30 protein-coding genes are annotated in these 26,484 nt (G+C 61.6%); 11 read left to right on the forward strand and 19 right to left on the reverse strand.

Translation table 11 applies throughout. The features are described from left to right. Positions 1-6 precede the first annotated feature (6 nt). From EJ079_RS25450 to EJ079_RS25485, 8 genes are all read right to left on the reverse strand, one after another. Positions 7-774, reverse strand: a complete 768-nt coding sequence (locus EJ079_RS25450; RefSeq protein ID WP_127258922.1) for a DeoR/GlpR family DNA-binding transcription regulator — start codon at positions 772-774, stop codon at positions 7-9. Between the two features lie 127 nt (positions 775-901). Continuing rightward, entirely contained in the window at positions 902-2,314 is a 1,413-nt protein-coding gene (locus tag EJ079_RS25455; protein WP_127810488.1) for an aspartate aminotransferase family protein, read from the reverse strand. A gap of 101 nt (positions 2,315-2,415) precedes the next feature. Beyond that, complete coding sequence (locus EJ079_RS25460; protein WP_127810489.1) at positions 2,416-3,147, reverse strand: peptidase; 732 nt, start codon at positions 3,145-3,147, stop codon at positions 2,416-2,418. Positions 3,148-3,279: 132 nt separating this feature from the next. After that, positions 3,280-4,074, reverse strand: a complete 795-nt coding sequence (locus EJ079_RS25465; protein WP_127273300.1) for a transglutaminase family protein — start codon at positions 4,072-4,074, stop codon at positions 3,280-3,282. Positions 4,075-4,159: 85 nt separating this feature from the next. After that, on the reverse strand, positions 4,160-5,101 hold the full coding sequence (locus EJ079_RS25470; protein ID WP_027036710.1) for an alpha-E domain-containing protein: 942 nt from the start codon (positions 5,099-5,101) through the stop codon (positions 4,160-4,162). A gap of 61 nt (positions 5,102-5,162) precedes the next feature. Then, entirely contained in the window at positions 5,163-5,522 is a 360-nt protein-coding gene (locus tag EJ079_RS25475; RefSeq protein WP_127270768.1) for a four helix bundle protein, read from the reverse strand. A gap of 54 nt (positions 5,523-5,576) precedes the next feature. After that, on the reverse strand, positions 5,577-6,989 hold the full coding sequence (locus EJ079_RS25480) for a circularly permuted type 2 ATP-grasp protein (RefSeq protein WP_023812984.1): 1,413 nt from the start codon (positions 6,987-6,989) through the stop codon (positions 5,577-5,579). A 171-nt stretch (positions 6,990-7,160) separates the two neighbouring features. Continuing rightward, positions 7,161-7,397: an Lrp/AsnC family transcriptional regulator gene (locus EJ079_RS25485; protein ID WP_010909609.1), complete on the reverse strand. Its 237-nt coding sequence runs from the start codon at positions 7,395-7,397 to the stop codon at positions 7,161-7,163. A gap of 265 nt (positions 7,398-7,662) precedes the next feature. On the opposite strand from EJ079_RS25485, the gene EJ079_RS25490 reads away from it, so the two are divergent. Next, the gene (locus tag EJ079_RS25490) at positions 7,663-8,082 is read left to right on the forward strand and encodes a DUF4864 domain-containing protein (RefSeq protein ID WP_127269463.1); all 420 of its coding nucleotides are present in this window, start codon (positions 7,663-7,665) and stop codon (positions 8,080-8,082) included. A 4-nt stretch (positions 8,083-8,086) separates the two neighbouring features. Here EJ079_RS25490 and tgt read toward each other — a convergent pair whose 3' ends face one another. From tgt to coaD, 7 genes are read right to left on the reverse strand one after another with little or no spacing between them, the layout of a single operon-like run. Further along, positions 8,087-9,217: a tRNA guanosine(34) transglycosylase Tgt gene (tgt, locus tag EJ079_RS25495; RefSeq protein WP_127380837.1), complete on the reverse strand. Its 1,131-nt coding sequence runs from the start codon at positions 9,215-9,217 to the stop codon at positions 8,087-8,089. After that, the gene (locus tag EJ079_RS33415; protein ID WP_164873853.1) at positions 9,210-9,386 is read right to left on the reverse strand and encodes a hypothetical protein; all 177 of its coding nucleotides are present in this window, start codon (positions 9,384-9,386) and stop codon (positions 9,210-9,212) included. The genes tgt and EJ079_RS33415 overlap by 8 nt, the downstream gene beginning before the upstream one ends. Beyond that, on the reverse strand, positions 9,376-10,464 hold the full coding sequence (gene queA / locus EJ079_RS25500) for a tRNA preQ1(34) S-adenosylmethionine ribosyltransferase-isomerase QueA (protein ID WP_127810490.1): 1,089 nt from the start codon (positions 10,462-10,464) through the stop codon (positions 9,376-9,378). The genes EJ079_RS33415 and queA overlap by 11 nt, the downstream gene beginning before the upstream one ends. Then, complete coding sequence (locus tag EJ079_RS25505; protein ID WP_127269466.1) at positions 10,464-10,913, reverse strand: DMT family transporter; 450 nt, start codon at positions 10,911-10,913, stop codon at positions 10,464-10,466. Before EJ079_RS25505 ends, queA begins: the two co-directional genes overlap by 1 nt. Positions 10,914-10,925: 12 nt before the next feature. Next, positions 10,926-11,438 (reverse strand): peptidylprolyl isomerase, encoded by a 513-nt coding sequence (locus EJ079_RS25510; protein ID WP_127269467.1) that lies wholly within the window; start codon positions 11,436-11,438, stop codon positions 10,926-10,928. Between the two features lie 39 nt (positions 11,439-11,477). Further along, on the reverse strand, positions 11,478-12,065 hold the full coding sequence (locus EJ079_RS25515; protein ID WP_127269468.1) for a peptidylprolyl isomerase: 588 nt from the start codon (positions 12,063-12,065) through the stop codon (positions 11,478-11,480). Positions 12,066-12,081: 16 nt separating this feature from the next. Next, complete coding sequence (coaD, locus tag EJ079_RS25520) at positions 12,082-12,582, reverse strand: pantetheine-phosphate adenylyltransferase (protein ID WP_127272529.1); 501 nt, start codon at positions 12,580-12,582, stop codon at positions 12,082-12,084. A gap of 297 nt (positions 12,583-12,879) precedes the next feature. On the opposite strand from coaD, the gene EJ079_RS25525 reads away from it, so the two are divergent. Further along, entirely contained in the window at positions 12,880-13,032 is a 153-nt protein-coding gene (locus tag EJ079_RS25525; protein WP_081714296.1) for a hypothetical protein, read from the forward strand. Between the two features lie 69 nt (positions 13,033-13,101). Here the strand turns inward: EJ079_RS25525 and gyrA are convergent, their stop codons facing one another. Together gyrA and EJ079_RS25535 are read right to left on the reverse strand one after the other, a co-directional pair. Further along, the gene (gyrA, locus tag EJ079_RS25530; RefSeq protein ID WP_127810491.1) at positions 13,102-15,903 is read right to left on the reverse strand and encodes a DNA gyrase subunit A; all 2,802 of its coding nucleotides are present in this window, start codon (positions 15,901-15,903) and stop codon (positions 13,102-13,104) included. Positions 15,904-16,105: 202 nt separating this feature from the next. Then, positions 16,106-16,948 (reverse strand): AraC family transcriptional regulator, encoded by an 843-nt coding sequence (locus EJ079_RS25535; protein WP_127810492.1) that lies wholly within the window; start codon positions 16,946-16,948, stop codon positions 16,106-16,108. 85 nt (positions 16,949-17,033) lie between these two features. Between EJ079_RS25535 and EJ079_RS25540 the strand changes: the two genes are divergently transcribed. Together EJ079_RS25540 and EJ079_RS25545 are read left to right on the forward strand one after the other, a co-directional pair. Next, complete coding sequence (locus EJ079_RS25540) at positions 17,034-17,564, forward strand: hypothetical protein (RefSeq protein WP_127269843.1); 531 nt, start codon at positions 17,034-17,036, stop codon at positions 17,562-17,564. A gap of 155 nt (positions 17,565-17,719) precedes the next feature. Then, entirely contained in the window at positions 17,720-18,349 is a 630-nt protein-coding gene (locus EJ079_RS25545) for a MarC family protein (RefSeq protein ID WP_013531832.1), read from the forward strand. A gap of 32 nt (positions 18,350-18,381) precedes the next feature. Here EJ079_RS25545 and EJ079_RS25550 read toward each other — a convergent pair whose 3' ends face one another. Both EJ079_RS25550 and EJ079_RS25555 read right to left on the reverse strand, forming a co-directional pair. Then, positions 18,382-18,807, reverse strand: a complete 426-nt coding sequence (locus EJ079_RS25550) for an OsmC family protein (RefSeq protein WP_127810493.1) — start codon at positions 18,805-18,807, stop codon at positions 18,382-18,384. A 117-nt stretch (positions 18,808-18,924) separates the two neighbouring features. After that, positions 18,925-19,446 (reverse strand): single-stranded DNA-binding protein, encoded by a 522-nt coding sequence (locus EJ079_RS25555; RefSeq protein WP_127270744.1) that lies wholly within the window; start codon positions 19,444-19,446, stop codon positions 18,925-18,927. 226 nt (positions 19,447-19,672) lie between these two features. Here EJ079_RS25555 and EJ079_RS25560 point away from each other — a divergent pair, with 226 nt between their 5' ends. The 7 genes from EJ079_RS25560 (at position 19,673) to EJ079_RS25590 (ending at position 26,473) form a co-directional block, all read left to right on the forward strand. Further along, positions 19,673-19,987: a metalloregulator ArsR/SmtB family transcription factor gene (locus tag EJ079_RS25560; protein ID WP_013531836.1), complete on the forward strand. Its 315-nt coding sequence runs from the start codon at positions 19,673-19,675 to the stop codon at positions 19,985-19,987. Beyond that, entirely contained in the window at positions 19,984-20,475 is a 492-nt protein-coding gene (locus tag EJ079_RS25565; protein ID WP_127810494.1) for an SRPBCC domain-containing protein, read from the forward strand. Before EJ079_RS25560 ends, EJ079_RS25565 begins: the two co-directional genes overlap by 4 nt. A 24-nt stretch (positions 20,476-20,499) precedes the next feature. Next, entirely contained in the window at positions 20,500-21,105 is a 606-nt protein-coding gene (locus EJ079_RS25570) for an ATP-dependent Clp protease proteolytic subunit (RefSeq protein ID WP_127270740.1), read from the forward strand. Positions 21,106-21,197: 92 nt separating this feature from the next. Continuing rightward, complete coding sequence (locus EJ079_RS25575; RefSeq protein WP_127810495.1) at positions 21,198-21,494, forward strand: hypothetical protein; 297 nt, start codon at positions 21,198-21,200, stop codon at positions 21,492-21,494. 712 nt (positions 21,495-22,206) lie between these two features. Next, a complete protein-coding gene (uvrA, locus tag EJ079_RS25580) occupies positions 22,207-25,128 on the forward strand; it encodes an excinuclease ABC subunit UvrA (protein ID WP_127810496.1) in 2,922 nt (973 codons plus the stop codon). A gap of 29 nt (positions 25,129-25,157) precedes the next feature. Continuing rightward, on the forward strand, positions 25,158-25,628 hold the full coding sequence (locus EJ079_RS25585; RefSeq protein WP_127810497.1) for a GNAT family N-acetyltransferase: 471 nt from the start codon (positions 25,158-25,160) through the stop codon (positions 25,626-25,628). A gap of 23 nt (positions 25,629-25,651) precedes the next feature. Next, positions 25,652-26,473 (forward strand): DUF72 domain-containing protein, encoded by an 822-nt coding sequence (locus EJ079_RS25590; protein ID WP_127810498.1) that lies wholly within the window; start codon positions 25,652-25,654, stop codon positions 26,471-26,473. The last annotated feature ends 11 nt before the right edge of the window (positions 26,474-26,484 follow it).

A 26,484-nucleotide genomic window follows, 5' to 3' on the forward strand; every position in this document is an offset into this window, starting at 1 on the left:
AACCGCCTAGGCGAGCGACGTCTCGATCAACTGAACCTCGGCCTCCTGGCAGATCTTGCGCACTGACGGGATGTCGCAACGATCGGTGATGAAGGTGTTGACCTGCGACAGATGGCCGATGCGCACCGGTGCGGTTCGCTCGAATTTGGTCTGGTCGGAAACCAGGATGACATGCCTTGCATTGGCGATGATCGCCTGCGCCACCTTGACCTCGCGAAAATCGAAATCGAGCAAGGCGCCGTCATGGTCGATGGCGGATGCACCGATCACCGCATAGTCGACCTTGAACTGCCTGATGAAGTCGACCGCCGCTTCGCCGACCACACCGCCATCGGAACCGCGCACAACCCCGCCGGCGATCACCACCTCGATCGAGGGATATATCCGCATCCTATTGGCAACATTGATGTTATTGGTGATGACCATGAGACCGTTGTGATCGAGCAACGCCTTGCTGACCGACTCGGTCGTGGTGCCGATGTTGATGAACAGCGAGGCATTGTCGGGGATCAGCCTGGCGGCCGCACGGCCGATCGCCTCCTTCTCGTCGGCGGCGATCTTGCGTCTCGCCTCATATTCCATGTTCTCGATGCCGGAGGGATACAGCGCGCCGCCATGGATGCGCGAGAGCAGCCGCTGGTCGCACAAATCGTTGAGGTCCTTGCGTATGGTCTGCGGCGTCACATTGAAGTGGGTGGCCAGATCATCGACCAGCACGCGGCCATGATCCTTGGCCATCTGGATAATCTCGGCATGGCGCGGCGACAGATACATAGGCAACCTCCCGTTTTCGTTTTTCTTGTCTATAGTCGAAAACGAAACCGATGAAAAGGCATGAGCCGGCTAATGAAATGCATGTGATTGCCAAGGTGAATACGAACGCAAACCAGATTGTGCCCGATCAATCCATTGCGCGCGCGATTTCCGAGATGACGGTGAAGGCCGTATCAACATCGGCGGCGGTCGCCTCGAACTGGCCGACCTGGAAGCGGATTGCGATCCTGCCATCGACCTTCGTCTGCGTCAGGTAGATGCGGCCATCGTCGTTGATCGCATTGACCAGGCGCAGATTGTGCTCGTCCGCATCAGTGCCAGCTGCAGCCTTGTGCCGGAACGAGAAGAGCGACAGCATCGACTCGCTGACGATCTCGAAATTCGGCTCCCTTGCCAGCCGCGCGGCAAGCCCTTCGCTCCACGCGACATGATTGCGGATCATCGTGCGCAGATTTTCCAGGCCATGGGCGCGCAGCAGGAACCACAATTTCAGCGCGCGAAATCGCCTGCCAAGCGGCACCGACCATTCGGAATAGTTGATGATGCCGTCGTGGCCGTGTGTCTTCAGATAATCCGGCTTGATGGCCAGCGTCCTCACATGGCTTTCGGGGTCGCGCAGGAACTGGATCGAGCAGTCGAACTGCGCGCCCAGCCATTTGTGCGGATTGAAAACGATGGAATCGGCGCCTTCGACCCCTTCCCAGAAATGCCGATACTCCGGACAGATCATCGCCGATCCCGCCCATGCGGCGTCGACGTGAAGATAAAGCCCATGCCGCCGTGCGACCTCGACAACCGCTGCAATATCGTCGGTGCCGCCGGTGCTGGTGCCGCCGACGCAAGCGATGATGCCGGCCGGCAGCATGCCGGCTTCCCTGTCGGCGATGATTGCCGCCTCGAGTGCTGCCGTGTCCATGGCGCGAAAGCGGCCGCCGACCGGAATGCGCACGAGATTGTCCTCGCCGATGCCGGACACCCAGATCGCCCGGTCGATCGACGTGTGCACCTGGTCGGAGGAATAGATGCGCAGCCGCGCCTGCCCTGCCAGGCCTTGTCTGTTGCCTTGCCAGTCGAGCGCCCGTTCGCGCATGGTCAGCACCGCGGCCAGTGTCGCCGACGAGGCTGAATCCTGGATCACCCCGGAAAACCCTTCGGGCAGGCCGAGCGCCTGGCGCATCCAGTCTACGGTGCGCGTTTCGAGTTCGGTCGCCGCCGGCGACGTCTGCCAGAGCATGCATTGCGCGGCCATCGCCGAAACCAGATATTCCGCCACCACCGAAACCGGCGCCGCATTGGCCGGGAAATAGGCGAAGAAGCGGGGATGCTGCCAATGCGTCATTCCCGGCAGGATCTTCTCTTCGAAGTCGGCGAAGATCCGGTCCATCGGCTCGGCGTCTTCGGGCGGAGAAGCCTCAATGCTTCGAAAAATGTCGCCCGGTTCGACCAGCGGCCGCACCGGCCGCTCGCGTAGCGTATTGCGGTAGTCGGCGCCCCAGTCGGCGGCGCGGCGCGACCATTGCCGGAAATCATCGTTGTTCATCCTGTCCTCCCGACATGATCGACCGCCACCATCCATCGCGGCTGGTCTCTTTATTAATTAACGCGTGAAATAGACGCAACCGGCAATGGATGCCGCACGCCTCAGCCAGGGAAATCCGGCAGGCTGGCAAAGGCGGTCTTCAGCGCATTCGACCATCCGTCGGAGATCGTGCGGTAATACTGGTCGTCCTGGCCGATCCGCTTCTTCAATCCGACCTTGAAGGCGTCCTTCTCCAGGAAGAGCAGGTCGAGCGGCAAGCCGACGGACAGGTTCGACTTCAACGTCGAATCGAACGACACCAAAAGCAGCTTCACCGTCTCGGCCAGGCTCATCGTCCTTTCATAGGCGCGGATGATGATCGGCTTGCCGTATTTGGTCTCGCCGATCTGAAAAAACGGCGTGTCGTCGGTCGACTCGATGAAATTGCCTTCGGGATAGATCATGAACAGGCGCGGCTCGCTGCCCTTGATCTGGCCGCCGAGGATGAAGGACGCATTGAAGTAGGAATCCGCCTTCTCGCCGGCGGGCGACGAATTGGCGATGACCTCCTTGACCGTGTCGCCAACAATGCGGACCGTTTGGTACATCGACGGCGTTTCGAGCACCGTGGAATGTCTTTCGGAGATCGCCTTGGTGCGCTCGTCAAGCAGGCTGACCACGGCCTGCGTCGTCGCCAGGTTGCCCGCCGACATCAAAACGATGACGCGCTCGCCCGGCTCTTCCCAGACATGCATCTTGCGAAAGGTGGAGATGGAATCCATGCCTGCATTGGTACGCGTGTCCGACATGAACACGAGCCCGCCATCGATCTTCAGGCCAACGCAATAGGTCATGGAATCTCTTCTAGAGCAATTCCAGGAAAAGTGTGAAGCGGTTTTCCGTCCGGAATTGCGTTAAAACAAGGAGATAGAGCGGTCCGGCGTTTCCTTGAAACGCTGAATCGCTCGGCAGCAATCTTGCGAGGATTACTGCTCCACCGTGACGGTGACCGCAAGCTGTTCTTCCGCCTGTCCCAGCCGAATTCCCGACACCGGCGTGGCGTCGCGGTAATCGCGGCCCGTTGCCACCTTTACATAACGCTCGTCGGGTGAAATGCCATTGGCGGCATCGAAGGCAACCCAGCCGAGACCCGAAACATGCGCCTCGGCCCAGGCATGGCTGGCCGCCTGCTCGACCGTGGCTTCCAGCATCAGATAGCCGCTGACATAGCGGGCCGGAAAGCCCATGGCACGCGCCGCGGCGGCAAAGATATGGGTATGATCCTGGCAGACCCCGGTTTTCAGCGCCAAGGCTTCCTCCGCCGGCGTCGTCGCACTGGTGGTGCCGGGCGTGTAGACAACGCGCTCGCCGATGACAGCCATCAGCCGGTGCAGCCTTTCGATGTCGCTGCCCTTGCCGACCGATGCGGCGAGTTCGCGGATACCGCTGCCGATCACCGTCAATGGCGTCTCATGGCTGTACAGCCAGAGCGGCGTAAAGCCCTGGTGCGGCCCCGAGACACCCGCGGTGTCGCGTGTCACCACTTCGCCTGATGCTTCCACCGTGATGAAGTCGCGCTCGCCCTCGACGCTTAGCAGCCTTGTGTCATTGCCGAAATGGTCGACAAAGCGAACTTCTTCGCGCGCGCCTTCGATGGTCAAGGCCCAGGACAGAACGGTCTGCGTCGACCCGCTGACCGGAAGCAGCCGCAGCCGCTGCAACAGATAGTGCACCGGCGCGTCGTAGCGGTATTCGGTCCGATGGGTGATCTTCAGCCGCATGCTTCTATTCCGTTTGTGAGCACGATCTCCGGACAAACGGTTTCATTTGTCTGAGAAAACCGGCTCCCACCTTTCGGGACCATGCTCAATTGAACCGGTAATCTTGTGCGATCTCTTCGCCCAGCTTGGTGTTGTCGCGAATGAAATTGGCCAGGAACTCATGCAGCCCGGCGTCGAATATGCCCTTGATCGACCCGGCTCTCAGCATTGTCTGCGTCTTCTCGGCCGTTGCGTGGCAGGCATGGCGTTCGCCGTAATCGTCGCCGAGGAATTTCAGGTGCTCCGACAGGAAGCGATAGCAGAACATCAGCGAACGCGGCATGCGGACATTGAGGATCAGATAGTCGGCAATGTTGGTCGGCTTGTAATCGGCGTCGTAGACCCAACGGTAGGAGCGATGCGCCGAGACCGAACGCAGGATCGATTCCCACTGATAATTGTCGAGCGTCGAGCCGACCCAGGAGATCGACGGCAGCAGCACATAATATTTCACGTCGAGGATGCGCGCCGTGTTGTCCGCGCGCTCGACATAGGTGCCGAGCTGCGAGAAGTCGAAGATTTCGTTGCGCAGCATGGTGCCGTAGAACGAGCCGCGGATCAGCGCCGTCTCGCGCTTGATGGCGTCGAGTACGCTGGGCAGGTCGCGCTCGTCGATCGGCTTGGCCAGCATCCGCTTCAGCGACATCCAGGCTTCGTTGATGCTTTCCCAGGTTTCGCGCGTCAGCGCGGTACGCACCATGCGGGCATTGTTGCGGGCCGTCTCGATCGACGCCATCGTGCTCGACGGGTTCGACGTGTCGCGCAACAGGAAGTCGGCGACGTTGGCCGCGGTATAGTCAGAATATTTCTGGCTGAAGGTGACGTCGGAACCGGCGCTGAGCAGCACCGAATTCCACTCTTCCGAGGCACTCTGGGTACGAGTCAGCGCCATGCGCAAACCGGCATCGACCAAGCGCGCCATGTTCTCCGCCCGCTCGATATAGCGATTCATCCAGTAAAGCCCGTTGGCGGTGCGGCCTAAAAGCATCATCGTGCCCCGATTTCGAGCGAATAGCGAATAGTGAGTAGCGAATAGGGGAAAATCAGCTTCATGATTTTTGTTGCAAACTCCTGATCATGGAACGTAGCATTTTCCCGATCTCATCGGCCTTGCTAAGCAAACGCACCACCTCTGCTTCAACCATCAACCCTACTTTTTCAGACAAGATCAGGTGTGTTTCCAACTCTTTGAGAGATCCCTGCGCCATGCGCAGAAATTGAATGAATGATCCCGTACTCTCCCGCCCATGCCCTTCGGCGATGTTTGCTGCAATTGATACGGAAGACCGCCGCATCTGAGAGGTCATCCCGTAGATTTCGCTGCTTGGAAAGGCTTTGGTTACCGAATAGCAATCCACCGCCAACTCGACGGCCGCTTTCCAAACAATTAGGTCCCTGTAAGAATTGATCGCCGTCTTGCTGCCCTCCTTCCCCTATTCGCTACTCACTATTCGCTATTCGCTTTAATCATCCAGCACCCAAGTATCTTTCGTCCCGCCGCCTTGCGAGGAATTCACGACCAGCGAGCCTTCCTTCAGCGCGACACGCGTGAGGCCGCCCGGCACGATCTGGATGCGATCGGAGACCAGCACATAAGGCCTGAGATCGACATGGCGCGGCGCCAGCCCCTTTTCCGTCAGGATCGGGCATGTCGACAGCGCCAGCGTCGGCTGGGCGATGTAATTCGAAGGTTTTGCCTGGAGTTTCTTGGCAAAGGTCTCGCATTCCTTCTTGGTCGCAGCCGGCCCGACCAGCATGCCGTAGCCGCCGGAACCATGGACTTCCTTGATCACCAGCTCGTCGATGTGCTCGAGCACGTATTTCAGGCTGTCGGGCTCCGAGCAGCGCCAGGTTGGGATGTTGCCCAGGATCGCCTTGCGGCCGGTGTAGAATTCGATGATCTCGGGCATGTAGGAATAGATCGCCTTGTCGTCGGCGATGCCGGTGCCCGGCGCATTGGCGATGGTGATGTTGCCGGCCCGATAGACATCCATGATGCCGGGTATGCCGAGTGCCGAATCCGGCCGGAAGGTCAGCGGATCGAGGAAGGAATCGTCCACGCGCCGGTAGAGCACATCGATCTGCTTGTAGCCTTCGGTCGTGCGCATCGCGACATGGCCGTCGACGACGCGCAGATCCTGGCCTTCGACCAGCTGCACGCCCATCTGGTCGGCGAGGAAGGCGTGTTCGAAATAGGCGGAGTTGAAGCTGCCGGGCGTCAGCACCGCAATGGTCGGCGCGCCCTTGGTGCTTTGCGGCCGCACCGCCGCCAGCGACTGGCGCAGAAGCTGCGGGTAGTTTTCCACCGGCCGTACCTTGATCTTCTGGAACAGCTCGGGGAACAGCTGCATCATCGTCTCGCGGTTCTCCAGCATGTAAGAGACGCCCGACGGTGTGCGCGCATTATCCTCCAGCACGTAGAATTCGTCCTCCGAGATGCGGACGATGTCGACGCCGATGATGTGGGTGTAGACGCCGGCCGGCGGCCTGACCCCGATCATCTCCGGCAGGAAGGCCTCGTTCCTGGCGATCAATTCCCTGGGGACGCGCCCTGCGCGCAGGATTTCCTGGCGGTGGTAGATGTCGTCGAGGAAGGCGTTCAGCGCCTGCACGCGCTGCTCGATGCCCTGCGTGAGGCGGCGCCATTCATTGCCTGAAATGATGCGGGGAACGATATCGAACGGGATCAGCCGCTCGGAAGCTTCCTGCTCGCCATAGACGGCGAAGGTGATGCCGGTCTTGCGGAAGACGCGTTCGGCGTCCTGCATCTTCTCGGTCAGCCTGGCCGGATCCTGCTCCTTCAGCCAGCGATCATAAGCCGAATACGGTCTTCTCAATCCGGAGACTTCCGGAAGCATTTCATCGAACGCTGCCAATCGCATACTCCCCTGTGACGCCATTTCACTGGCGTCGCCGGAGAAAATCAAGCGCAATCGGTGATTTGAGAGATACGGGCGATCAGTATGTTGCGCCTGCCCAAAATTGAGGCAGCTAAAATATGACCTTGATCAGCCTTTGCCTCGTGCCCGGGCAAATGCGTTTCCAGGCTAGAAAGCGCGAAACGTGACGACGGTGAACGTGTCCTTGATGCCGGGGAGAATCTGCACCTTCTCATTGACGAAATGGCCGACGTCTTCCTCGTCGTCGACGTAGAATTTGGCGAGCAGATCGTAATTGCCGGCGGTGGAGTAGATTTCCGAGGCGATCTCGGCATCGGCAAGCGCACTGGCAACCTCATAGGATTTGCCGAGCTCGCATTTGATCTGCACGAAAAACGCCTTCATGGCTTCGTCCCGCTAAACGTCCAAGTCCAGCGGCCCTTCTGGCAGACTGGAGGCGGGCTTTCAAGCGCTGGAATGAATGCTCAGCCGGCTCGGGCCTAGGCTACCGCCTGCTGCAACTCCGCCACTGGCGTGGAACTTGTCACCGATCGCCAGTGAATATTCGCAATCGCTGAAACCGCGATGCGCTGCCAAGCGTATGTTATGATGTGTCTTCGGACAGCAGCATTTCGAGGGAAGATATTTCGCGGGATAACGGAGACAGGCCATGCGCCGCGCCTTTTTCGCAATCGCAGTCGTTCCATTCCTCTTCGCGTCGTCGGTATTGGCCGGCGATGCCGAGATCAAGGCGGGCCAGTCCGTCATCGACAGTCAGCTAAAGGCCCTCATCGCCAATGACGGCGCCACCGCCTACAGCTTCGCCGCCCCGAATGTGAAGCGGATCTTCCCGACCGTCGATGCCTTCATGAACATGGTGACCAACGGCTATCCGCCGGTGCGCAAGCCGCGGACCTATTCCTTCGGCAAGGTCGAGGAGACCGCTCCGGGTTCGATCGTCCAGCAGGTGCTGATCGTCGGCCCCGACGGCAAGGATTACGAGGCGGTCTACACGTTGCAGCAACAGCCCGACGGTACGTTCCAGATCACCGGCTGCAGCCTGCGCGCTTCGAATTCGCTCAGCACTTGAGGCCTCACAGCAACGGGATATCGCCCCTCGCCCAGCCCTCGGTGATTTCCGCGCCGCGCGCCTCGAAGGTGCCGGCCTCGATCGCAGCGCGGATGTCCTGCATCAGTTTCTGGTAGTAGGACAGGTTGTTCCACGTCAAAAGCATTGCGCCGAGCGCTTCTTGAGAGCGCACCAGATGATGCAGATAGGCGCGTGAGTAGTCCCGGGCGGCCGGGCAGTCGCTTTCCTCGTCGAGCGGCCGTGGATCGTCGGCATGGCGGGCGTTGCGCAGATTGACCTTGCCGCGCCTTGTATAGGCAAGGCCGTGGCGGCCGGCCCGTGTCGGCATCACGCAGTCGAACATGTCGATGCCGCGCGCCACCGATTTCAGGATATCGTCGGGCGTGCCGACACCCATCAGATAGCGCGGCTTGTCCGCTGGCAGTTCCGGGCAGGTGATGTCGAGCATCTCGAGCATCACCGCTTGCGGTTCGCCGACGGCCAGGCCGCCGACCGCATAGCCCTTCAGCTCCATCGCGCTCAGCGCCTGCGCCGAGCGCTCCCGCAGGGCCGCGTTGTCGCCGCCTTGCACGATGCCGAACATCGCCTTGCCCGGCTGATCGCCGAACGCCGTCTTGCAGCGCTCGGCCCAACGCAGCGACATCTCCATGGCGCGCTCGATCTCCTTCATCTCGGCCGGCAGCGCCGTGCATTCGTCAAGCTGCATCTGGATATCGGAATCGAGCAATCCCTGGATCTCTATCGAACGTTCCGGCGACATCTCGTAGGCGGCGCCATCAATATGCGAGCGGAAGGTGACGCCCTTTTCGGTCAGCTTTCTCAGCTTCGACAGCGACATCACCTGGAAACCGCCGCTGTCGGTTAGGATCGGATGCGGCCAGCGAGCGAATTCATGCAAACCGCCGAGCCGCGCCACACGCTCGGCGCCGGGCCGCAGCATCAGATGATAGGTATTGCCCAGGATGATGTCGGCGCCGACACCGCGCACCTGGTCCATATACATCGCCTTGACGGTGCCGCCGGTGCCGACCGGCATGAAGGCCGGCGTGCGGATTTCGCCGCGCGGCATGTCGATCACGCCGCGCCGCGCCTTGCCGTCGGTTGCCAGAACCTTGAAGCTGAACGGCTTAGCCATTGAATTCCTTGTCGTGGATCGGGGCGTCCGGCGCCTGATTGTCGAGCGACTGGCGGTAGTGGATGCAGCCGCGCATGGCGGAAACGAGGTGCTGGCGAATGCCGGCGCGCAGCTTTTTCAATTCCGCATTCAGCGCATAGCGGTCAAAGGCTTGCAGATCATCGTCCATCGCTCGTCTCCGCTCGGAAAAGCAGGCTTGCGTCGCCATAGGAATAGAATCTGTAACGGTTCTCGATCGCATGGGCATAGGCCGCACGCATCGTGTCGAGGCCGCTGAAGGCCGAGACAAGCATGAACAGCGTCGAGCGCGGCAGATGGAAATTGGTCATCAGCACGTCGGCGGTGCGAAAACGGTAGCCGGGCGTGATGAAGATATCGGTCGGACCAGACCACGCAGCCAGAGTACCGTCCTCACGCGCCGCACTCTCCAGCAGACGCAGCGAGGTCGTGCCGACGGCAACGATGCGCCCGCCCCTTGCTCTTGCGGCATTCAGGACGTCCGCAGTGGCTTCGCTGACCGAACCGGTCTCGGCATGCATCTTGTGGTCGGCGGTGTCGTCCGCCTTCACCGGCAGGAACGTACCGGCGCCGACATGCAAGGTGACGAAGCGGCGTTCGATGCCCTTGCTGTCAAGCGCTGCAAAAAGCTCCGGCGTGAAATGCAGGCCCGCGGTTGGTGCCGCGACGGCGCCTTCCTCGCTTGCATAGATGGTCTGGTAGTCGGCCCGGTCGCGTTCGTCGTCGTCGCGTTTCGAGGCGATGTAGGGCGGCAGCGGAATGTGGCCGACCGCGTGCAGCGCCTCGTCGAGGAACGGCCCCGACAGATCGAAGCCAAGCAGCGCTTCGCCGCCCTCGCCTTTCTCGATCACCGTGGCGTCGAGCTGACCGAGCAAACAGGAATTGCCGTCATGGCCGAAATGGATGCGGTCGCCGGCGGCAATGCGCTTGCCCGGCCGCATGAAGGCCAGCCAGCGGTCCGGCGCCCTGCGCATATGCAGCGTGGCTTCGACCTGCGCTGTCGCTTCGCCTCGCCTCCGGATGCCTTTGAGCTGCGCTGGAATGACCTTGGTGTCGTTGAACACCAGCACGTCGCCGGCCCTGAGCAAGGACGGCAGGTCGCCAACCCTGCGGTCGTCGAACCCTTCGCCGGGTTTGACCACCAGCATCTTGGCGCTGTCGCGCGGCTCCGCCGGACGAAGCGCGATGCGCTCCTCCGGCAAGTCGAAGTCAAAGAGATCGACGCGCATCAGTAGAGCCGGACGAGCAGCGCTCCGGCCAGCAGCAGCACCGCGCCGGCAACGCGGCCGAGCGAGATTTCACGCACCGCGACGCCGAGGAAGCCGACGCGATCGATGAGCATGCCGGCCAGCAACTGGCCGGTGACCAGAAACGCCATCAGCGCGGCCGCACCTATGCGTGGCGTGAGAATCGTCGACAGCGTGACATAGAAACCGCCCAGCATGCCGCCGGCCACGAACAGCCAGGGCGCCGGCGCCTTCCAGTCGAGCGAGATGCCTTGCAGCTTCACCACCGTGACGGAGATGATACCGAGCACGATCGCGCCCGACAGGAACGAAAACGCAGCCGCCGCGACCGGGAGGCCCAGGCCGCGCGCCAGCTGCGAATTGATCGGCGCCTGAATGGCAATGAAGGCGCCGGACAGGATGCCGAGAAGCGACCAGACGACGCCCATCATTGTCGTTTGCCCTTACTTGACGTCGGCCGCGACCTTCAGCGACACGATCTTGTCGGGATCCTGCACCGGCTCGCCGCGCTTGATCTTGTCGACATTGTCCATGCCTTCGATGACCTGGCCCCAGACCGTGTACTGGCGGTTGAGGAATGCGGCATCGTCGAAGCAGATGAAGAACTGCGAATTGGCCGAGTTCGGGTTCTGCGAGCGGGCCATCGAGCAGGTGCCGCGAGCATGGTTGGCGTTGGAGAATTCAGCCTTCAAATCCGGCTTTTCAGAGCCGCCCATGCCCGCGCGGGACGGCGCGAAGGAAGGCTTGCTCGAATTGCCGAACTTGACGTCGCCGGTCTGCGCCATGAAACCCTCGATGACGCGGTGGAAGACCACGCCGTCATAGGCGCCTTCCCTGGCCAGTTCCTTGATGCGGGCGACATGGCCGGGCGCCAGGTCGGGGAAAAGTTCGATGACGACCTTGCCCTTGGTCGTTTCCATGATGAGCGCGTTCTCGCGATCCTTGATTTCGGCCATGTCAGATATCCTTTTGAGAAAACAGAGTTATTCGACAATTTACTTGTCGGCGGCGATGCGCACCTTAATCATCCGGTCGGGATCGGTGACCGTGCCGTTGTCCGCCTGGTCGCCCTTCTTGATTTGGTCCACCAGTTCCATGCCGCTGACGACATTGCCGACGATCGTGTACTGGCCATCGAGGGGCGGTGCCGGAGCGAACATGATGAAGAACTGCGAATTGGCCGAATTTGGGTCCTGCGAGCGGGCCATACCGACCACGCCGCGCTTATAATGTTCGGTCTGTGAGAATTCGGCCGGCAGGTCGGGCAGGTCGGAACCGCCGGTGCCGGCGGCCTCGGCGCTGAAACCCTTTTTCATATTGCCGAACTTGACGTCGCCGGTCTGCGCCATGAAGCCGTCGATGACGCGATGGAAGGCGACGTTGTCATAGGCGCCTTGGCGCACCAGCTTCTTGATCTGCTCGACATGCTTTGGCGCAAGATCGGGCCTCAGCGCAATGGTGACGTCGCCGTCCTTCAGCGTGATGATCATTGTGTTTTCCGGGTCGGCGGCGAAAGCCGAGACCGACACAGCCACAAGACCGGCGAGCACGACAAGGAACGAGGCTAGCTTTTTCAGCTGCATGGTTTTCTCCGAAAACTTACTTCTTGAACTTGGCTGTGAGCGCACCGGCAACCGCCGCCGGCACGAAGGGGCGAATGTCGCCGCCCATCGAGGCAATCTGGCGAACAAGTGTGGCGGTAATGGTGCGTACCGAAGGACTGGCGGGCAGAAAAACCGTCTGCAGTTGAGGCGCCATGGTCTCGTTCATGCCGGCCATCTGCATCTCATAGTCGAGGTCGGTGCCGTCGCGCAGGCCGCGGATCATGATCGAGGCGCCCTGCTTCCTGGCGGCGTCGATGACCAGCCCGTCGAAGGCGACGACCTTGATGCGGGCACCGTCGCTGCCGAATTCCGTCTTCGTCGCCGTCTCGATCAGCTTCACCCGCTCCTCGAAGGAAAACAGCGGTTGCTTGCCCGGATGGATGCCGATCGCCGCGTAAACGATATCCGCCACGGCCAGCGAGGCCTTCAGCACATCGAGATGGCCGTTGGTCAGCGGGTCGAAGGAGCCGGCATAGAGGGCGATGCGTTCAGTCATGGCAGGTGCTTCTAATGCATGATCCCAAAAAGTGGAAACCGGTTTTTGGAAAAGATCATGCTCAAATGAAAGCTAGAGCCCGTTCCGTCTTCCGTCCATCAAGATGTAACAGGCTCTAACGAGCCTCTCTCGCAAAGGCAAACCGATCGGCGCGCCGGTCGTGAACCTTTTCCGGCACATGAACGACAGATGAACACGCTGATCACGAAGCCTTCACGCAGCGTTCACTAGGTTGCACCTTAATAAGATGAAACCAAAATCCCATCTATCCGTTGTTAGGCGCAGGAGAACACGCACATGCTGATCTACATGCTCGCCACCGCAATGACCGTCGCCATGCTGATCGCCACCGTATTTGGGCTGCATCAGGAGGCGCAACGCATCCGCGTCAAGGCAAACACCAAGCGCTTCGAAGGCTTCGGCCCGCGCAAGCCATATCGTCACTACTGATAAAGCCTGAACTTGCTGCCGCGCCGGCCACCTGGCCGGCGTTGCTATGTCAAAACCCGGGTGCCGGACTTAGTCCGTACCCTCCGGACCGGCGTCAGGCGCCGGAGCGGCATCAGCACCGCCCTCGACCGTCTCATCGCTTTCTTCGTCCGCTTGCGGTTCCGAGATCCGCTCGACCGAAACCACCTTTTCGCCTTCAGCCGTGTTGAAGATGGTCACGCCCTTGGTGGCGCGGCTGGCGAAACGGATGCCGTTGACCGGAACCCGGATGACGGTGCCGCCGTCCGACACCAGCATGATCTGGTCGTCATTGCCGACCGGGAACGTCGCCACCAGCCTGCCAATCTCGGCTGCCTTCGACACATCGGTGGCGCGGATGCCTTTGCCGCCGCGTCCGGTCAGCCGGAAATCATAGGACGACGAACGCTTGCCGTAGCCGAACTCGGTGACCGTCAGCACGTACTGTTCGTGCGCCTTGAGCTCTTCGTATCGGTTGTCGGAAAGCTCCGTCTCCTCGCCGATCTCCTCATTGGTCAGCGCGATCTCTTCCTCTTCGCCGGTCGTTTCCGTGGCAAGCCGCCGCTCCGCCGCCGCGCGCTTCAGGTAAGCGGCGCGTTCCGCTGGCGAAGCATCGACATGCTCTATCACCGACATCGAGATGATGCGGTCGGTCTCGGCCATGGTTATGCCGCGCACACCGACCGAATTGCGGCTCTGGAAGACGCGCACGTCGCCGACGGAGAAGCGTATGCACTGGCCGGAACTGGCGGTCAGTAGCACGTCGTCCTTGTCGGTGCAGGTCTCGACGCCGAGGATCTCGTCGCCTTCTTCCTCCAGCTTCATGGCGATCTTGCCGTTGCGGTTGACCTGGACGAAGTCGGATAGATCGTTGCGGCGCACGGTGCCGCGCGTGGTGGCGAACATCACGTAAAGTTCGCCCCAGCTGGCCTCGTCCTCCGGCAGCGGCATGATGGTGGTGATGCGCTCGCCCTGCTCCAGCGGCAGCATGTTGATCAGCGCCTTGCCGCGTGACTGCGGATTGCCGATCGGCAGCCGCCAGACCTTTTCCTTGTAGACGATGCCGCGCGAGGAGAAGAACAGCACCGGCGTATGGGTGTTGGCCACGAACAGCCGGGTGACGAAATCCTCTTCCTTGGTCGACATGCCGGAGCGGCCCTTGCCGCCGCGACGCTGCGCCCGGTAGAGCGACAGCGGCACGCGCTTGATGTAGCCGGAATGGCTCACCGTCACGACCATGTCCTCGCGCTGGATCAGGTCCTCGTCTTCCATGTCCGAACCGCCGTCGGTGAGTTCGGTGCGGCGCGGCGTGCCGAACTCGTCGCGCACGGCAGCAAGCTCGTCCTTGACGATCTGCTGGACGCGCGCGCGGGACGACAAAATGTCCAGGTAATCGATGATTTCGGCGCCGATCGTGTTCAACTCGTCGGCGATCTCGTCGCGGCCGAGCGCGGTCAGGCGCTGCAGGCGCAGTTCGAGGATGGCGCGCGCCTGTTCCTCTGACAGATTGTAGGTGCCGTCTTCGTTGATGCGGTGACGCGGGTCATCGATCAGGAGGATCAGCGATTCCACGTCGCCAGAGGGCCAGCGCCGCTCCATCAACTGCTCACGCGCCGTCTGCGGATCCGGCGCGGTGCGGATCAGCTTGATGATCTCGTCGATGTTGGCGACTGCGATGGCGAGACCGACCAGCACATGGGCGCGGTCGCGCGCCTTGCGCAGCAGGAATTTCGTCCGCCTTGTGATCACCTCCTCACGGAAGGCGACGAACGCCTTCAGCATATCGGTCAGGTTCATCACTTCCGGCTTGCCGCCGTTCAGTGCCACCATATTGGCGCCGAAGGAGGTCTGCAGCGGCGTGAAGCGGTAGAGCTGGTTGAGGATGACGTCGGCAACGGCGTCGCGCTTCAACTCGATGACGACGCGGTAGCCCTGGCGGTCGCTCTCGTCGCGGATATCGGAAATGCCCTCGATGCGCTTGTCGCGCACCAGTTCAGCCATCTTCTCGATCATCGACGACTTGTTCACCTGGTAGGGAACCTCGGTGATGATGATCGACTCGCGGTCGTTGCCGCGCTGTTCGATGTTGACCTTGCCGCGCATGACGATGGAGCCACGGCCGGTCGAATAGGCGTTGTAGATGCCCGAACGGCCAAGCACGATGCCGCCGGTGGGGAAATCCGGTCCCGGAATGATCTCCATCAACGCCGGCAGGTCGATCGCCGGATTGTCGATGAGGGCGATGGCGCCGTTGCAGATTTCGCTGAGATTATGCGGTGGAATGTTGGTCGCCATGCCGACGGCGATGCCGCCCGAGCCGTTGACCAAAAGGTTGGGAAACCGTGCCGGCAGAACCTTCGGTTCGCTGCCCGACGCGTCGTAAGTGTCCTGGAAATCGACGGTATCCTTGTCGATATCCTCCAAAAGCTCGTGCGCGACCTTGGTCAGCCGCGCTTCCGTGTAGCGCATCGCCGCAGGCGGATCGCCGTCGATGGAACCGAAATTGCCCTGCCCGTCGATCAACGGAACGCGCAGCGACCAGTCCTGCGCCATGCGCACCAAGGCGTCATAGATGGAGGCGTCGCCATGCGGATGGTATTTACCCATCACGTCGGCGACCGGACGCGCCGACTTCACATATTTGCGGTTCCAGTGGTAGCCGCTCTCATGGGCGGCGAAGAGAATGCGGCGATGCACCGGCTTCAGGCCGTCGCGCACGTCCGGCAGCGCACGGCTGACGATCACGCTCATAGCGTAATCGAGATAGGAGCGCTGCATCTCCTCGACGATGGATATCGGCTCGATGCCGGTGGGGCCGCCGTCGGCGCCGCGCGGTGTCTTCTGGTCGGTCAAATCGGATCACAATCTAATCAGGAATCACTTGGTGCTTATATAGGAAGCAAGCCCGAAACTCCAACCTTCACGGCACTTTTCCAGTGTCATTTTCAGTGGTAATTTCAAATGGATACCGCTGATTGCGACGATATGGCCAAGGCAGTTTTCGCCGCCCTGACGCAAAAGCCTGCGTGTCTGCCTTGGCGGGCATGGGGCCGATTCACGAAGCAGAAACGGCCCATGCGCCACGGCGGCTGCGATACTGGCCCGGCGTCTCCCCGATGATCCGCCGAAAACGACGATTGAAGGTCGACAGATCGTTGAAGCCTGCCTCGAAGGCGATCGCCGAGACCGCATCGTTCGACAGGCGTAGCCGCACCGCCGCCCTGTGCAATCGCGTCCTGAGCAGGAATTGGTAGGGCGTCATGCCCGCCACCTGCCGGAAGATGCGCAGGAAGTGATACGGACTGGTTGCTGTCTCATCGGCAAGCGCTGAAAGCGAGACAGGCCCATCGGCGTCCAGTTCGATCCGCCGCACTGCCTCGGCCACCCGTTTCTGATCGCGGCGGCTGGGCGCGCGCCCGACATGCGTAGCGCCAGAGGCTGTAGCCACGGCAGCACCGGCCAAGCGCAGGGAAAGTTCCTCGAAGGCGTCGATGTAGGCCATCTCGCGCGCGGTCTCCGCTTCGGCCAGGAGCGGCGCCAGTACCGGCAAAGGCGGCAGGCGCGCCGCCTCGAAAGCCAGCTTCCTGGCGCCCGGAACGCCAGCTGCGATCCGTTCCATGTAAGCCGGCTCGAAATGGAACGAGAGGCAACGGTCGCCGCTGCCATGCTCGTGCCCGCATTCGTAACATGTGCCGGGATTGCCGAGCAGGAGCGCGCCGGGCGCCAGCATCGCCGTGCCTTGCTGGGCGCGGTAGCGAAACGTGCCGCTGGTGACCGCAGCGACGCAGAAATCCTGATGCGCTTCCTCGAACGGCCGGTCGCCGGCGCCGGCCGTGCAAATGACGTCCGTCACGTGCCAACCGGCTCCGAATGCGAGACTATGCGTGGTCGTCGTCATAGTCGAAATATAGCAATTTTTCCCAAGCCCAGAACCCCGTCACCGCCTAGTCCTAACGGTCTCCTGACAAGAAGAGACCGCAGCCATGTTCGATCAATCCTCGTTTGCCGAAGCCCTGCATAGCTCCGGACCGATCGAAGGGCTTGCCGAAAAACTGAGCCTTTACGGCCGCTTCGTCGGCGCCTGGACGTTTGAGGCCTCGCGCCACCTCGAGGACGGCACTGTGCTGACAGGGCGTGGCGAGGTGCATTTCGGCTGGGTGCTGGAAGGCCGGGCGATCCAGGACGTGTGGATCCTGCCCGCGCGGGACGCCGGTCCATCGCCATCCTTGGGCACATGGACTTTTTACGGCACGACGCTGCGCGTCTATGATCCCGGCGCGGATGCCTGGCACATCTTCTGGAGCGACCCGCGCAACCAGTATTTCAGCCGCCAGCTCGGCCGCGCCGAGGGTGACACGATCGTGCAAGTGGGCGCCGACGACACCGGCAGCTCGGTACGCTGGAGCTTTTCACGCATCACCGAAAACTCCTTCCGCTGGCTGGGCGAACGCTCGCAAGACAATGGCGCGACATGGCGGCTGGAAGTCGAGTTCCTGGCGCGGCGAGCGGTTTGATCTCCGAGGATTGCAGCAGCCCAGAATAAAAGCGTCGCGATCCTTCGCGCTGCCCTCTGTCCCGCATCAACCACTTTCTCACGAACGGTTCCCACCGAACGGGCTTTGCTCTACCAGTATTCTGGCACGGGCACAGCCCGGCGGGAGGGTCAGAGATGCCGAGTTTCGACAGCCTGTTCAACGCTTTCGTCACCATTCTCGTGACCATCGACCCGCCCGGCCTGGCGCCGCTGTTCCTCGCCGTGACGCGCGGCATGAACCGCGAGGAGCGCCAGCAGGTTTCGGTGCGCGCCTCGATCATCGGTTTCCTAGTGATGGCGCTGTTTGCGGTTGCCGGGGCCTCGATCCTGTCGGTGTTCGGCATAACGTTGCCGGCCTTCCGCGTCGCCGGCGGTTTCCTGCTGTTCTTCATCGCCTTCGAGATGGTGTTCGAGCGCCGGCAGGACCGCAAGGAGAAGATCGGCGACGTCGCCATCACCAAGGACATGATCCACAACATCGCCGCCTTCCCGCTGGCGATCCCACTGATCGCGGGCCCTGGTGCCATTTCGGCAACTGTGCTGCTTTCCGGCTCGTTTCAAGGCTTTGCCGCGCAGGCGGCGCTGGTCGGCATCATCTTCGTCTGCCTCGCCATCACCTATCTGGTGTTCGTGCTGTCGGAACGCATAGACCGCATCCTCGGCCAGACCGGCCGCTCGATCCTGACCCGTCTGCTTGGCGTCATCCTGGCGGCACTGGCTGTGCAATTCGTCGCCGACGGTATCAAGGCGCTGATAGCAGGCTGAGAGGCTGACGCGGCGAGAACCCGAAGCCGGTTCTATTTCGCCGTCGTGTCGATGACCTCGAAATCGTGGGTAATCGTGGCGGTCTCGGCCAGCATCGCGGAGGCCGAGCAATATTTTTCGATCGAAAGGTCGATCGCGCGTTTCACCTTGACGCTGGAGAGTGCCCTGCCCTTGACGACGAAATGCATGTGAATGCGGGTGAACACTCTTGGCTCGGTTTCGGCCCGCTCGGCATCAAGCTCGACCACGCAGTCCTCGACCGCCTCGCGGCCCTTTTCGAGGATATGCACGACATCATAGGCCGAACAGCCACCGGTGCCGATCAGCACCAGCTCCATCGGGCTTGGACCCGGCGTCCTGCCTTCCGGTCCGTGCGCTGTTCCGAGCACGACCATGTGACCGCTGCCGGATTCCCCGACGAAGGTGCGCTCCTCGACCCACTTTACGCGCGCTTTCACCCAACTCGTCCTCTCACCGTATTTCGTTGATCGGCCCGGTCAGCCTCAATCACGATGCAAAACCCCGAAAGTCCATGAACGACTCTCGGGGCACTGTGTCTGACATAACTGTTGCGATCAGAACGGGATTTCGTCATCCAATTCGCGCGACGAACCACCGCCGCCGCCGCTCTTGGCACCGCCGCCACCGCGATTGAAGCCTTCGCTCGGGCTGGACTGGCCGAAATCGGAACCACGGCTGCTGCCGCCACCGGTATAGCCGCCGACCTGACCGCCCTCGCCCTGTCCGCGTGCGTCGAGCATCTGCAGCTCACCGCGGAATTTCTGCAGAACGACTTCCGTCGTGTACTTGTCGGCACCGGTCTGGTCCTGCCATTTGCGCGTCTGCAACTGGCCCTCGACATAGACCTTCATGCCCTTCTTTAGATACTGCTCCGCCACCTTGGCGATGCCCTCATTGAAGATGACGACGTTGTGCCACTCGGTTTTTTCCTTGCGTTCGCCGGAATTCTTGTCGCGCCAGCTTTCCGATGTGGCGATGCGGATGTTGACGACCGGTTCACCCGAATTCAGGCGACGGATTTCGGGATCCGCGCCGAGATTGCCGACCAGAATGACCTTGTTGACGCTACCCGCCATGATATTTCTCCGCGCTCATCCGAAACAAATTTTTGTCGCAGCACCTTACAGGCTGCAGGCGATCGCCGCTTGCCATGGCTGCCTTTACCCACAAGGTTTTTGTTCCCTTTTCGTTCTTATCCGCATCGCTGCTTATTGTCAAGGAATGGCAGCAACGCCGAAGCCGATCATATGGGCCTGAAAAGACCGCTTGCCAAATCAATAAGTATGCACTTATGCTTTTGGCATGATCGAAGCAGAGATTTTTCGCGCACTGGCCGACCCGACGCGCCGCGCCGTCTTTGAGCGGCTGGCCGCCGGCGAGATGAGCGTGTCGGAATTGCGCACCGGGATGACGGTGTCGCAGCCCGCGGTGTCGCAGCATCTGGCGGTGCTGCGTGGCGCCGGGCTGGTGGTCGAGCGGCGAGCCGGCCGCAACGCCTATTACCGCGCCGATCCGCAGGGGCTCGCCCCCTTGCTCTCCTGGATCGAACGCTACCGGACCTTCTGGCCGGAGCGCATCGAAAGGCTGAAGGCGGTTTTGAAGGACATGGATCAATGAAGAAGGCGGGATCAACGACCAACCACGGCCAAGGCGACGCCCCGGATGCGCTCGAGTTCGAGTACGAGCTTGCCGAGCCGCCGGAAAAGGTCTGGCGGGCCCTGACCGTACCGGAATTGCTGGCCGCCTGGATGATGCCGAACGACATCAGCCCCGAGATCGGCAACCGTTTTGCCTTCGCCGGACCGGACACGCCGATCGAATGCGAAATCCTCGACGCCGAACCCGAGAAGCTGCTGCGCTATTCCTGGCGGGAGCAGCCGGGCGACGCCGCCAGGCAGGGGCCGCTCGACAGTACCGTCACCTTCACACTTGCCCGAACCGTTTCCGGCGGCACGCATCTGCGCATCGTCCATGACGGCTTTGCCCGCAAGACCATGCCTGCCGTCGCCATGGCAGGCGCCGGCTGCCGGGTTTCGCTCGGTGCGAACAGGTCATCTAAGCCAATCGCCGCAAACACGCCTCGCCTCCTGCTTCGCGCGGCCTGAAAACAAAACGGACGGAGAGAGACAATGAGCGGTGTTGCCAGTCTGGTGCCGATGGTCATCGAGCAATCGAGCCGCGGCGAACGTGCCTTCGACATCTTTTCGCGGCTGCTGCGCGAGCGCATCATCTTCATCAATGGCGAGATCAACGATGACATCTCGGCGCTGGTCTGCGCGCAGCTTTTGTCGCTGGAATCGGACAATCCCGACAAGGAGATCTCGCTCTACATCAACTCGCCGGGCGGCGTGGTGACCAGCGGATTCGCCATCTACGATACGATGCAATATATCAGCTGCCCGGTGTCCACCGTATGCATGGGCTTTGCCGCCTCGATGGGCTCGTTCCTGCTGATGGCAGGCACACCGGGGCGTCGGATTTCCCTGCCGAATGCCACCATCCTGCTGCATCAGCCGCTGGGCGGGTTCCAAGGCCAAGCCTCCGACATCCAGCGCCATGCCGAGCGCATCGGCCGGACGAAACGGCACATGGCCGAACTTTACGCGCAGCATTGCGGCCGCAGCTATGAAGAGGTGGAACGCACGCTCGACCGCGACCACTTCATGACCGCCCGCGAGGCCCAGTCCTGGGGCATCGTCGACCATGTTTTCGACACGCGAAAGAAAGCGGCGTAAGCCAGGGTCGGATCGGAGACCGTCCGGCAGTTAGTCGAAGATTTGACGATGCCGGTCTGGTTCCATCGGCGACGCGCCACTATAGTCCTGCGATGACCGACACTCATCAGTCCAGATCATTGCACCGCGTCATCGCCGTTGTAGCGCTCGCCATTGCGGGCCTCATCAGCGGCGCGGCACTTGCCGACGACAGTTCGTCGTCGACGCAAAAAAGCGCCCTTCCCGGCGTAACCGGCGACTACCGCATCGCCAAGCCGGCTCCCGAGCCGGACGATGCGCTGCCAGCCGGCGAGAACGGTACATTCAAGATCGGCGATACCGATGTCAGGATTTCCGGCAGCATCACCGTCGATGTCGGCGCCGGCTCGATCGGGCCGCCGCGCCACTGACAGCGCGTGTCGCGCTGCGCCTGTCGCCCACAAGACAATCCGCACATGAAAACGGCCCCGCCGTGCTTTGCGCAAACGGACGGGGCCTTTTTGGATCTCAAATCCAATTTTACCGGGAGTGTACTGCCGGCGTTTGATTTCGGATGCACCGCGGCATTCAGCCGACGATCCGACTAGTAGTCTCTGATTTTTACGAGAGATGGCAGGTCACGGTTTGCCGGCTGGCGAAAACGCTGAACCCTGGCACTTATGCCTGCCTCGGCTCCAGTGACAACTGGAACCCTGGGGGACGATCCGGTGGCGTCATAGCTCCGCTCCTCTGTCCGTTGCGATTGTTGTCAATTCGAAGCACAAATCGCAAATGCCTGCGGCGTCTCGCAGGCCACCTTTGGGCGGCGAGGCCATCGAAAGACGGCCGGCTTCGTTGACTGCTGGAGACTGCTCCCCTCAGTTGGTGGCGTCAACCATCAATAGCCGGTTACCGAAAAATGTGATCGCCGGGAGGTTACGTGCAAGTCAGTTTTTGCACAGCTTTGTCAGGAGCGTGTTCGGCCTTTGTTCTTTCCGCTTGCCCGTTCACGCGAAAGACGCTTAAACGCTCTCGTCGGGAATTGTGGCGTATCTCGACGTGGCGGCAAAACTACCTACATAGGGGATGGCCGGGAAAACCCGCCATTCCAGGAAATTCCAGATTCTGAGGCGGCGACCGGCTATGGCCGACCATAAATATCTTTCCATTCGCGGGGCGCGCGAACACAATCTGAAGAATGTCGATCTCGACTTGCCGCGTGACAGCCTGATTGTCATGACCGGCCTGTCGGGGTCCGGCAAGTCATCGCTGGCCTTCGACACGATCTATGCCGAGGGCCAGCGCCGCTACGTCGAAAGCCTGTCGGCCTACGCGCGGCAATTCCTTGAGATGATGCAGAAGCCTGACGTCGACCAGATCGACGGCCTGTCGCCCGCCATTTCCATCGAGCAGAAGACCACCTCGAAGAACCCGCGTTCGACGGTCGGCACCGTCACCGAGATCTACGACTATATGCGGCTGCTTTTTGCGCGCGTCGGCATACCCTATTCGCCGGCCACCGGCCTGCCGATCGAGAGCCAGACGGTTTCGCAGATGGTCGACCGCGTGCTGGCGATCGAGGAAGGCACGCGCCTGTTCATCCTGGCGCCGATGGTGCGCGGCCGCAAAGGCGAGTACCGCAAGGAATTGCTGGAACTGCAGAAGAAGGGCTTTCAACGCGTCAAGGTCGACGGCGTCTTCTATGAGATCGCCGACGTGCCGGCGCTGGACAAGAAGTACAAGCATGACCTCGACGTCGTCGTCGACCGCATCGTCGTGCGCGGCGATCTGGCGACGCGGCTCGCCGATTCCATCGAAACGGCGCTGAAGCTGGCCGATGGGCTGGCGGTCGCCGAATTCGCCGACAAGCCGCTCGATTCCAGCCAGACCGGCGAGGATTCGGTCAACAAGTCGAAGAACGAGACGCATGAGCGCATCCTGTTCTCGGAAAAGTTCGCTTGCCCGGTCTCCGGCTTCACCATTCCGGAAATCGAACCGCGCCTGTTCTCGTTCAACAACCCGTTCGGCGCCTGCCCGACCTGTGACGGTCTCGGCAGCCAGCGCGCCATCGATGGCAATCTGATCGTGCCGGACGAGAACATCTCGCTGCGCGACGGCGCCGTCAGCCCGTGGGCGAAATCGACTTCCCCCTATTACGCGCAAACGCTGGGAGCGCTGGGCAAGGCCTATGGCTTCAAGCTTGGCGACAAGTTCAAGGATTTGTCCGAAGAGGCCAAGGAAGCTATCCTGCACGGCACGGGTGAGCGCGAAATCACCTTCCAGTATGATGACGGCCTGCGCTCCTACAAGACCACCAAGACCTTTGAAGGCGTCATTCCCAATCTCGAGCGGCGCTGGAAAGAGACCGAATCCGCCTGGATGCGTGAAGAGATCGAGCGCTTCATGTCGGCCACGCCCTGCCCGGCCTGCAAGGGTTATCGGCTGAAGCCCGAGTCGCTGGCGGTGAAAATCGCCGGCAGGCACATCGGCGAAGTCACCGAGCTTTCCATTCGCAAGGCCGACCAGTGGTTCACTGACCTGCCGGCGTCGCTCAACGACAAGCAGAACGAGATCGCGGTGCGCGTCTTGAAGGAAATCCGCGAGCGGCTGCGCTTCCTCAACGATGTCGGGCTCGACTATCTGACGCTGTCGCGCAATTCCGGCACGCTGTCGGGCGGCGAGAGCCAGCGCATCCGGCTGGCATCGCAGATCGGCTCCGGTCTCACCGGCGTGCTCTATGTGCTGGACGAACCGTCGATCGGCCTGCATCAGCGCGACAATGCCCGCCTCCTCGATACGCTGAAGCACCTGCGCGATATCGGCAACACGGTGATCGTCGTCGAGCATGACGAGGACGCCATCCTGCATGCCGACTATGTCGTCGACATGGGTCCGGCCGCCGGCATCCATGGCGGCGAGATCATCGCCCAGGGCACGCCGCAGCAGGTAATGGCCAATCCCAATTCGATCACCGGCAAATATCTGTCCGGCGCGCTCGAAGTGGCGACGCCCGGCGTGCGGCGTGAAGCGAAGAAGAACCGCCGCCTGAAGATCGTCGGCGCGCGCGGCAACAATCTGAAGAACGTCACCGCCGAAATCCCGCTCGGCACCTTCACCGCCGTCACCGGCGTGTCGGGCGGCGGCAAGTCGACCTTCCTGATCGAAACCCTGTTCAAGGCTGCCTCGCGCCGCATCATGGGCTCGCGCGAGCACCCGGCCGACCACGACCGCATCGAGGGCCTCGAATTCCTCGACAAGGTCATCGACATCGACCAGTCGCCCATTGGCAGGACCCCGCGTTCGAATCCCGCCACCTATACAGGCGCTTTCACACCGATCCGCGATTGGTTCGCGGGCCTGCCGGAAGCCAAGGCGCGCGGCTATCAGCCCGGACGTTTTTCGTTCAACGTCAAGGGCGGCCGTTGCGAGGCCTGCCAGGGCGACGGCGTCATCAAGATCGAGATGCACTTCTTGCCCGACGTCTACGTCACCTGCGACGTCTGCCACGGCAAACGCTATAACAGAGAGACGCTCGACGTCGTGTTCAAGGGCAAGTCGATCGCCGACGTGCTCGACATGACAGTCGAGGAAGGCGTCGACTTCTTCGCCGCCGTGCCCGGCGTGCGCGACAAGCTCGATACGCTGAAGCAGGTCGGCCTCGGCTACATCCATATCGGCCAGCAGGCGACGACGCTGTCCGGCGGCGAGGCGCAGCGCATTAAGCTCGCCAAGGAACTGTCGCGCAAGGCAACCGGCAAGACGCTCTACATCCTCGACGAGCCGACCACCGGCCTGCATTTCCACGACGTCGCCAAGCTGTTGGAAGTGCTGCATGAACTGGTCGACCAGGGTAACACGGTGGTGGTCATCGAGCACAATCTCGAAGTGATCAAGACCGCCGACTGGGTGCTCGACCTCGGCCCCGAAGGCGGCGACGGCGGCGGCGAACTGGTTGCCTCCGGCACGCCGGAAGCCATCGTGCGCGAAAAGCGCAGCTACACCGGCCAGTTCCTCAAGGAACTGCTGGAGCGGCGCCCCGGAGGCAAGCGCGAAGCGGCGGAGTGATCGGACCGGTTGGCGCCTGGAGCTTTTGAATGAAAATCAGAAGAGCGCTTGCCGGTGATCTCCAAACCGTCGTCTCGCTGACGGAAGCGGCCTATGCGCCTTACACTGCACTGTTAGGCGCACCGCCGATCCCAGTCACCGAGGACTATGCGCCGCGCATTGAGGGCGGCGAGGTGTGGGGGTTGGAAAGTGGCGGCGGACTTGCCGGGCTGATCACGCTGGAACGGCATGACGACCACGCGATGATCTTTTCCGTCGCGGTCTCTCCTGACTTTCAGGGCAAGGGCTTCGGCATTGCGCTGCTGAAACACGCGGATGAGCTGACCCGTCTCTGGGGCCTGCCCGAGGTCCGGCTTTACACCAACGCCAGGATGGAGCGGAACATCGCGCTCTATCTGGCCTATGGTTTCCACGAAACGGGTCGCCGGCCCAATCCCTACCGGCCGGGATGGGTGCTGGTCGACATGGCAAAATCGGCCCACGAGAGCACAGCGGCCTGATTTTCTGAACTTGGGAGGATGAGATGAGCACATCGGGAACAATCCGCGCCGGCATGGGCGGCTGGACCTTCGAGCCCTGGGATACGTCCTTCTATCCCGACAAGCTTTCCAAGGCCAAGCAGCTGAACTACGCCACTCGCCAGGTGTCGAGCATCGAGGTCAACGGCACTTACTATTCCAGCTTCAAGGAACCGACCTTCGTCAAATGGGCCAACGAGGCGCCGGACGGTTTCGTGTACTCGCTAAAGGGCAACCGCTTCGTCACCAACCGGCGCGTGCTGGGCGAGGCCGGCGAATCGATGACGCGCTTCCTCGGCTCGGGCGTTGCCGCACTCGGGGAAAAGCTCGGGCCGATCCTGTGGCAGTTCGCGCCGACCAAGAAATTCGATCCGGACGATTTCGAAGCCTTTTTGAAACTGCTGCCGGAAAAGCAGGACGGCGTTGCGCTGCGCCACGCGGTCGAGGCCCGCAACGACAGTTTTGTCGTGCCGGAATTCGCAGCACTTGCCCGAAAATACAAGGCCGCGATCGTCTACGCCGACCATGCCAAATATCCTGATATCGCCGACGTCACCGGCGATTTCGTCTACGCCCGGCTGCAGACCGGTAGCGATGACAATCCCGACTGCTACACGCCGAAAGGCCTCGATGAATGGGCCGCGCGGGTAAAGATCTGGGCGCAAGGCAAGCAGCCCGCCGACCTGCGGCGCGCCGACCCCGCCACCGATGCGCCGGTCAAGCCGCGCGACGTGTTCGTCTACTTCATCACGGAGGGCAAGGTGCGAGCGCCGTTCGGCGCCATGGCACTGATGAAGCGGGTGGACCAGGGTCTGCCGGTGCCCTGACGCTGCGGAAT

Source organism: Mesorhizobium sp. M7A.F.Ce.TU.012.03.2.1, from assembly GCF_004006095.1.
Lineage (GTDB): Bacteria > Pseudomonadota > Alphaproteobacteria > Rhizobiales > Rhizobiaceae > Mesorhizobium.

Coding starts and splice junctions, on each gene's coding strand:
- EJ079_RS25450 (WP_127258922.1), bottom strand. CDS start 774: ATGTATCTGTCGCCGCGCCATGCCGAGATTATCCAGATGGCCAAGGAT.
- EJ079_RS25455 (WP_127810488.1), bottom strand. CDS start 2,314: ATGAACAACGATGATTTCCGGCAATGGTCGCGCCGCGCCGCCGACTGG.
- EJ079_RS25460 (WP_127810489.1), bottom strand. CDS start 3,147: ATGACCTATTGCGTTGGCCTGAAGATCGATGGCGGGCTCGTGTTCATG.
- EJ079_RS25465 (WP_127273300.1), bottom strand. CDS start 4,074: ATGCGGCTGAAGATCACCCATCGGACCGAATACCGCTACGACGCGCCG.
- EJ079_RS25470 (WP_027036710.1), bottom strand. CDS start 5,101: ATGCTTTTAGGCCGCACCGCCAACGGGCTTTACTGGATGAATCGCTAT.
- EJ079_RS25485 (WP_010909609.1), bottom strand. CDS start 7,397: ATGAAGGCGTTTTTCGTGCAGATCAAATGCGAGCTCGGCAAATCCTAT.
- EJ079_RS25490 (WP_127269463.1), top strand. CDS start 7,663: ATGCGCCGCGCCTTTTTCGCAATCGCAGTCGTTCCATTCCTCTTCGCG.
- tgt (WP_127380837.1), bottom strand. CDS start 9,217: ATGGCTAAGCCGTTCAGCTTCAAGGTTCTGGCAACCGACGGCAAGGCG.
- EJ079_RS33415 (WP_164873853.1), bottom strand. CDS start 9,386: ATGGACGATGATCTGCAAGCCTTTGACCGCTATGCGCTGAATGCGGAA.
- queA (WP_127810490.1), bottom strand. CDS start 10,464: ATGCGCGTCGATCTCTTTGACTTCGACTTGCCGGAGGAGCGCATCGCG.
- EJ079_RS25505 (WP_127269466.1), bottom strand. CDS start 10,913: ATGATGGGCGTCGTCTGGTCGCTTCTCGGCATCCTGTCCGGCGCCTTC.
- EJ079_RS25510 (WP_127269467.1), bottom strand. CDS start 11,438: ATGGCCGAAATCAAGGATCGCGAGAACGCGCTCATCATGGAAACGACC.
- EJ079_RS25515 (WP_127269468.1), bottom strand. CDS start 12,065: ATGCAGCTGAAAAAGCTAGCCTCGTTCCTTGTCGTGCTCGCCGGTCTT.
- coaD (WP_127272529.1), bottom strand. CDS start 12,582: ATGACTGAACGCATCGCCCTCTATGCCGGCTCCTTCGACCCGCTGACC.
- EJ079_RS25525 (WP_081714296.1), top strand. CDS start 12,880: ATGCTGATCTACATGCTCGCCACCGCAATGACCGTCGCCATGCTGATC.
- EJ079_RS25535 (WP_127810492.1), bottom strand. CDS start 16,948: ATGACGACGACCACGCATAGTCTCGCATTCGGAGCCGGTTGGCACGTG.
- EJ079_RS25540 (WP_127269843.1), top strand. CDS start 17,034: ATGTTCGATCAATCCTCGTTTGCCGAAGCCCTGCATAGCTCCGGACCG.
- EJ079_RS25545 (WP_013531832.1), top strand. CDS start 17,720: ATGCCGAGTTTCGACAGCCTGTTCAACGCTTTCGTCACCATTCTCGTG.
- EJ079_RS25555 (WP_127270744.1), bottom strand. CDS start 19,446: ATGGCGGGTAGCGTCAACAAGGTCATTCTGGTCGGCAATCTCGGCGCG.
- EJ079_RS25560 (WP_013531836.1), top strand. CDS start 19,673: ATGATCGAAGCAGAGATTTTTCGCGCACTGGCCGACCCGACGCGCCGC.
- EJ079_RS25565 (WP_127810494.1), top strand. CDS start 19,984: ATGAAGAAGGCGGGATCAACGACCAACCACGGCCAAGGCGACGCCCCG.
- EJ079_RS25570 (WP_127270740.1), top strand. CDS start 20,500: ATGAGCGGTGTTGCCAGTCTGGTGCCGATGGTCATCGAGCAATCGAGC.
- EJ079_RS25575 (WP_127810495.1), top strand. CDS start 21,198: ATGACCGACACTCATCAGTCCAGATCATTGCACCGCGTCATCGCCGTT.
- uvrA (WP_127810496.1), top strand. CDS start 22,207: ATGGCCGACCATAAATATCTTTCCATTCGCGGGGCGCGCGAACACAAT.
- EJ079_RS25585 (WP_127810497.1), top strand. CDS start 25,158: ATGAAAATCAGAAGAGCGCTTGCCGGTGATCTCCAAACCGTCGTCTCG.
- EJ079_RS25590 (WP_127810498.1), top strand. CDS start 25,652: ATGAGCACATCGGGAACAATCCGCGCCGGCATGGGCGGCTGGACCTTC.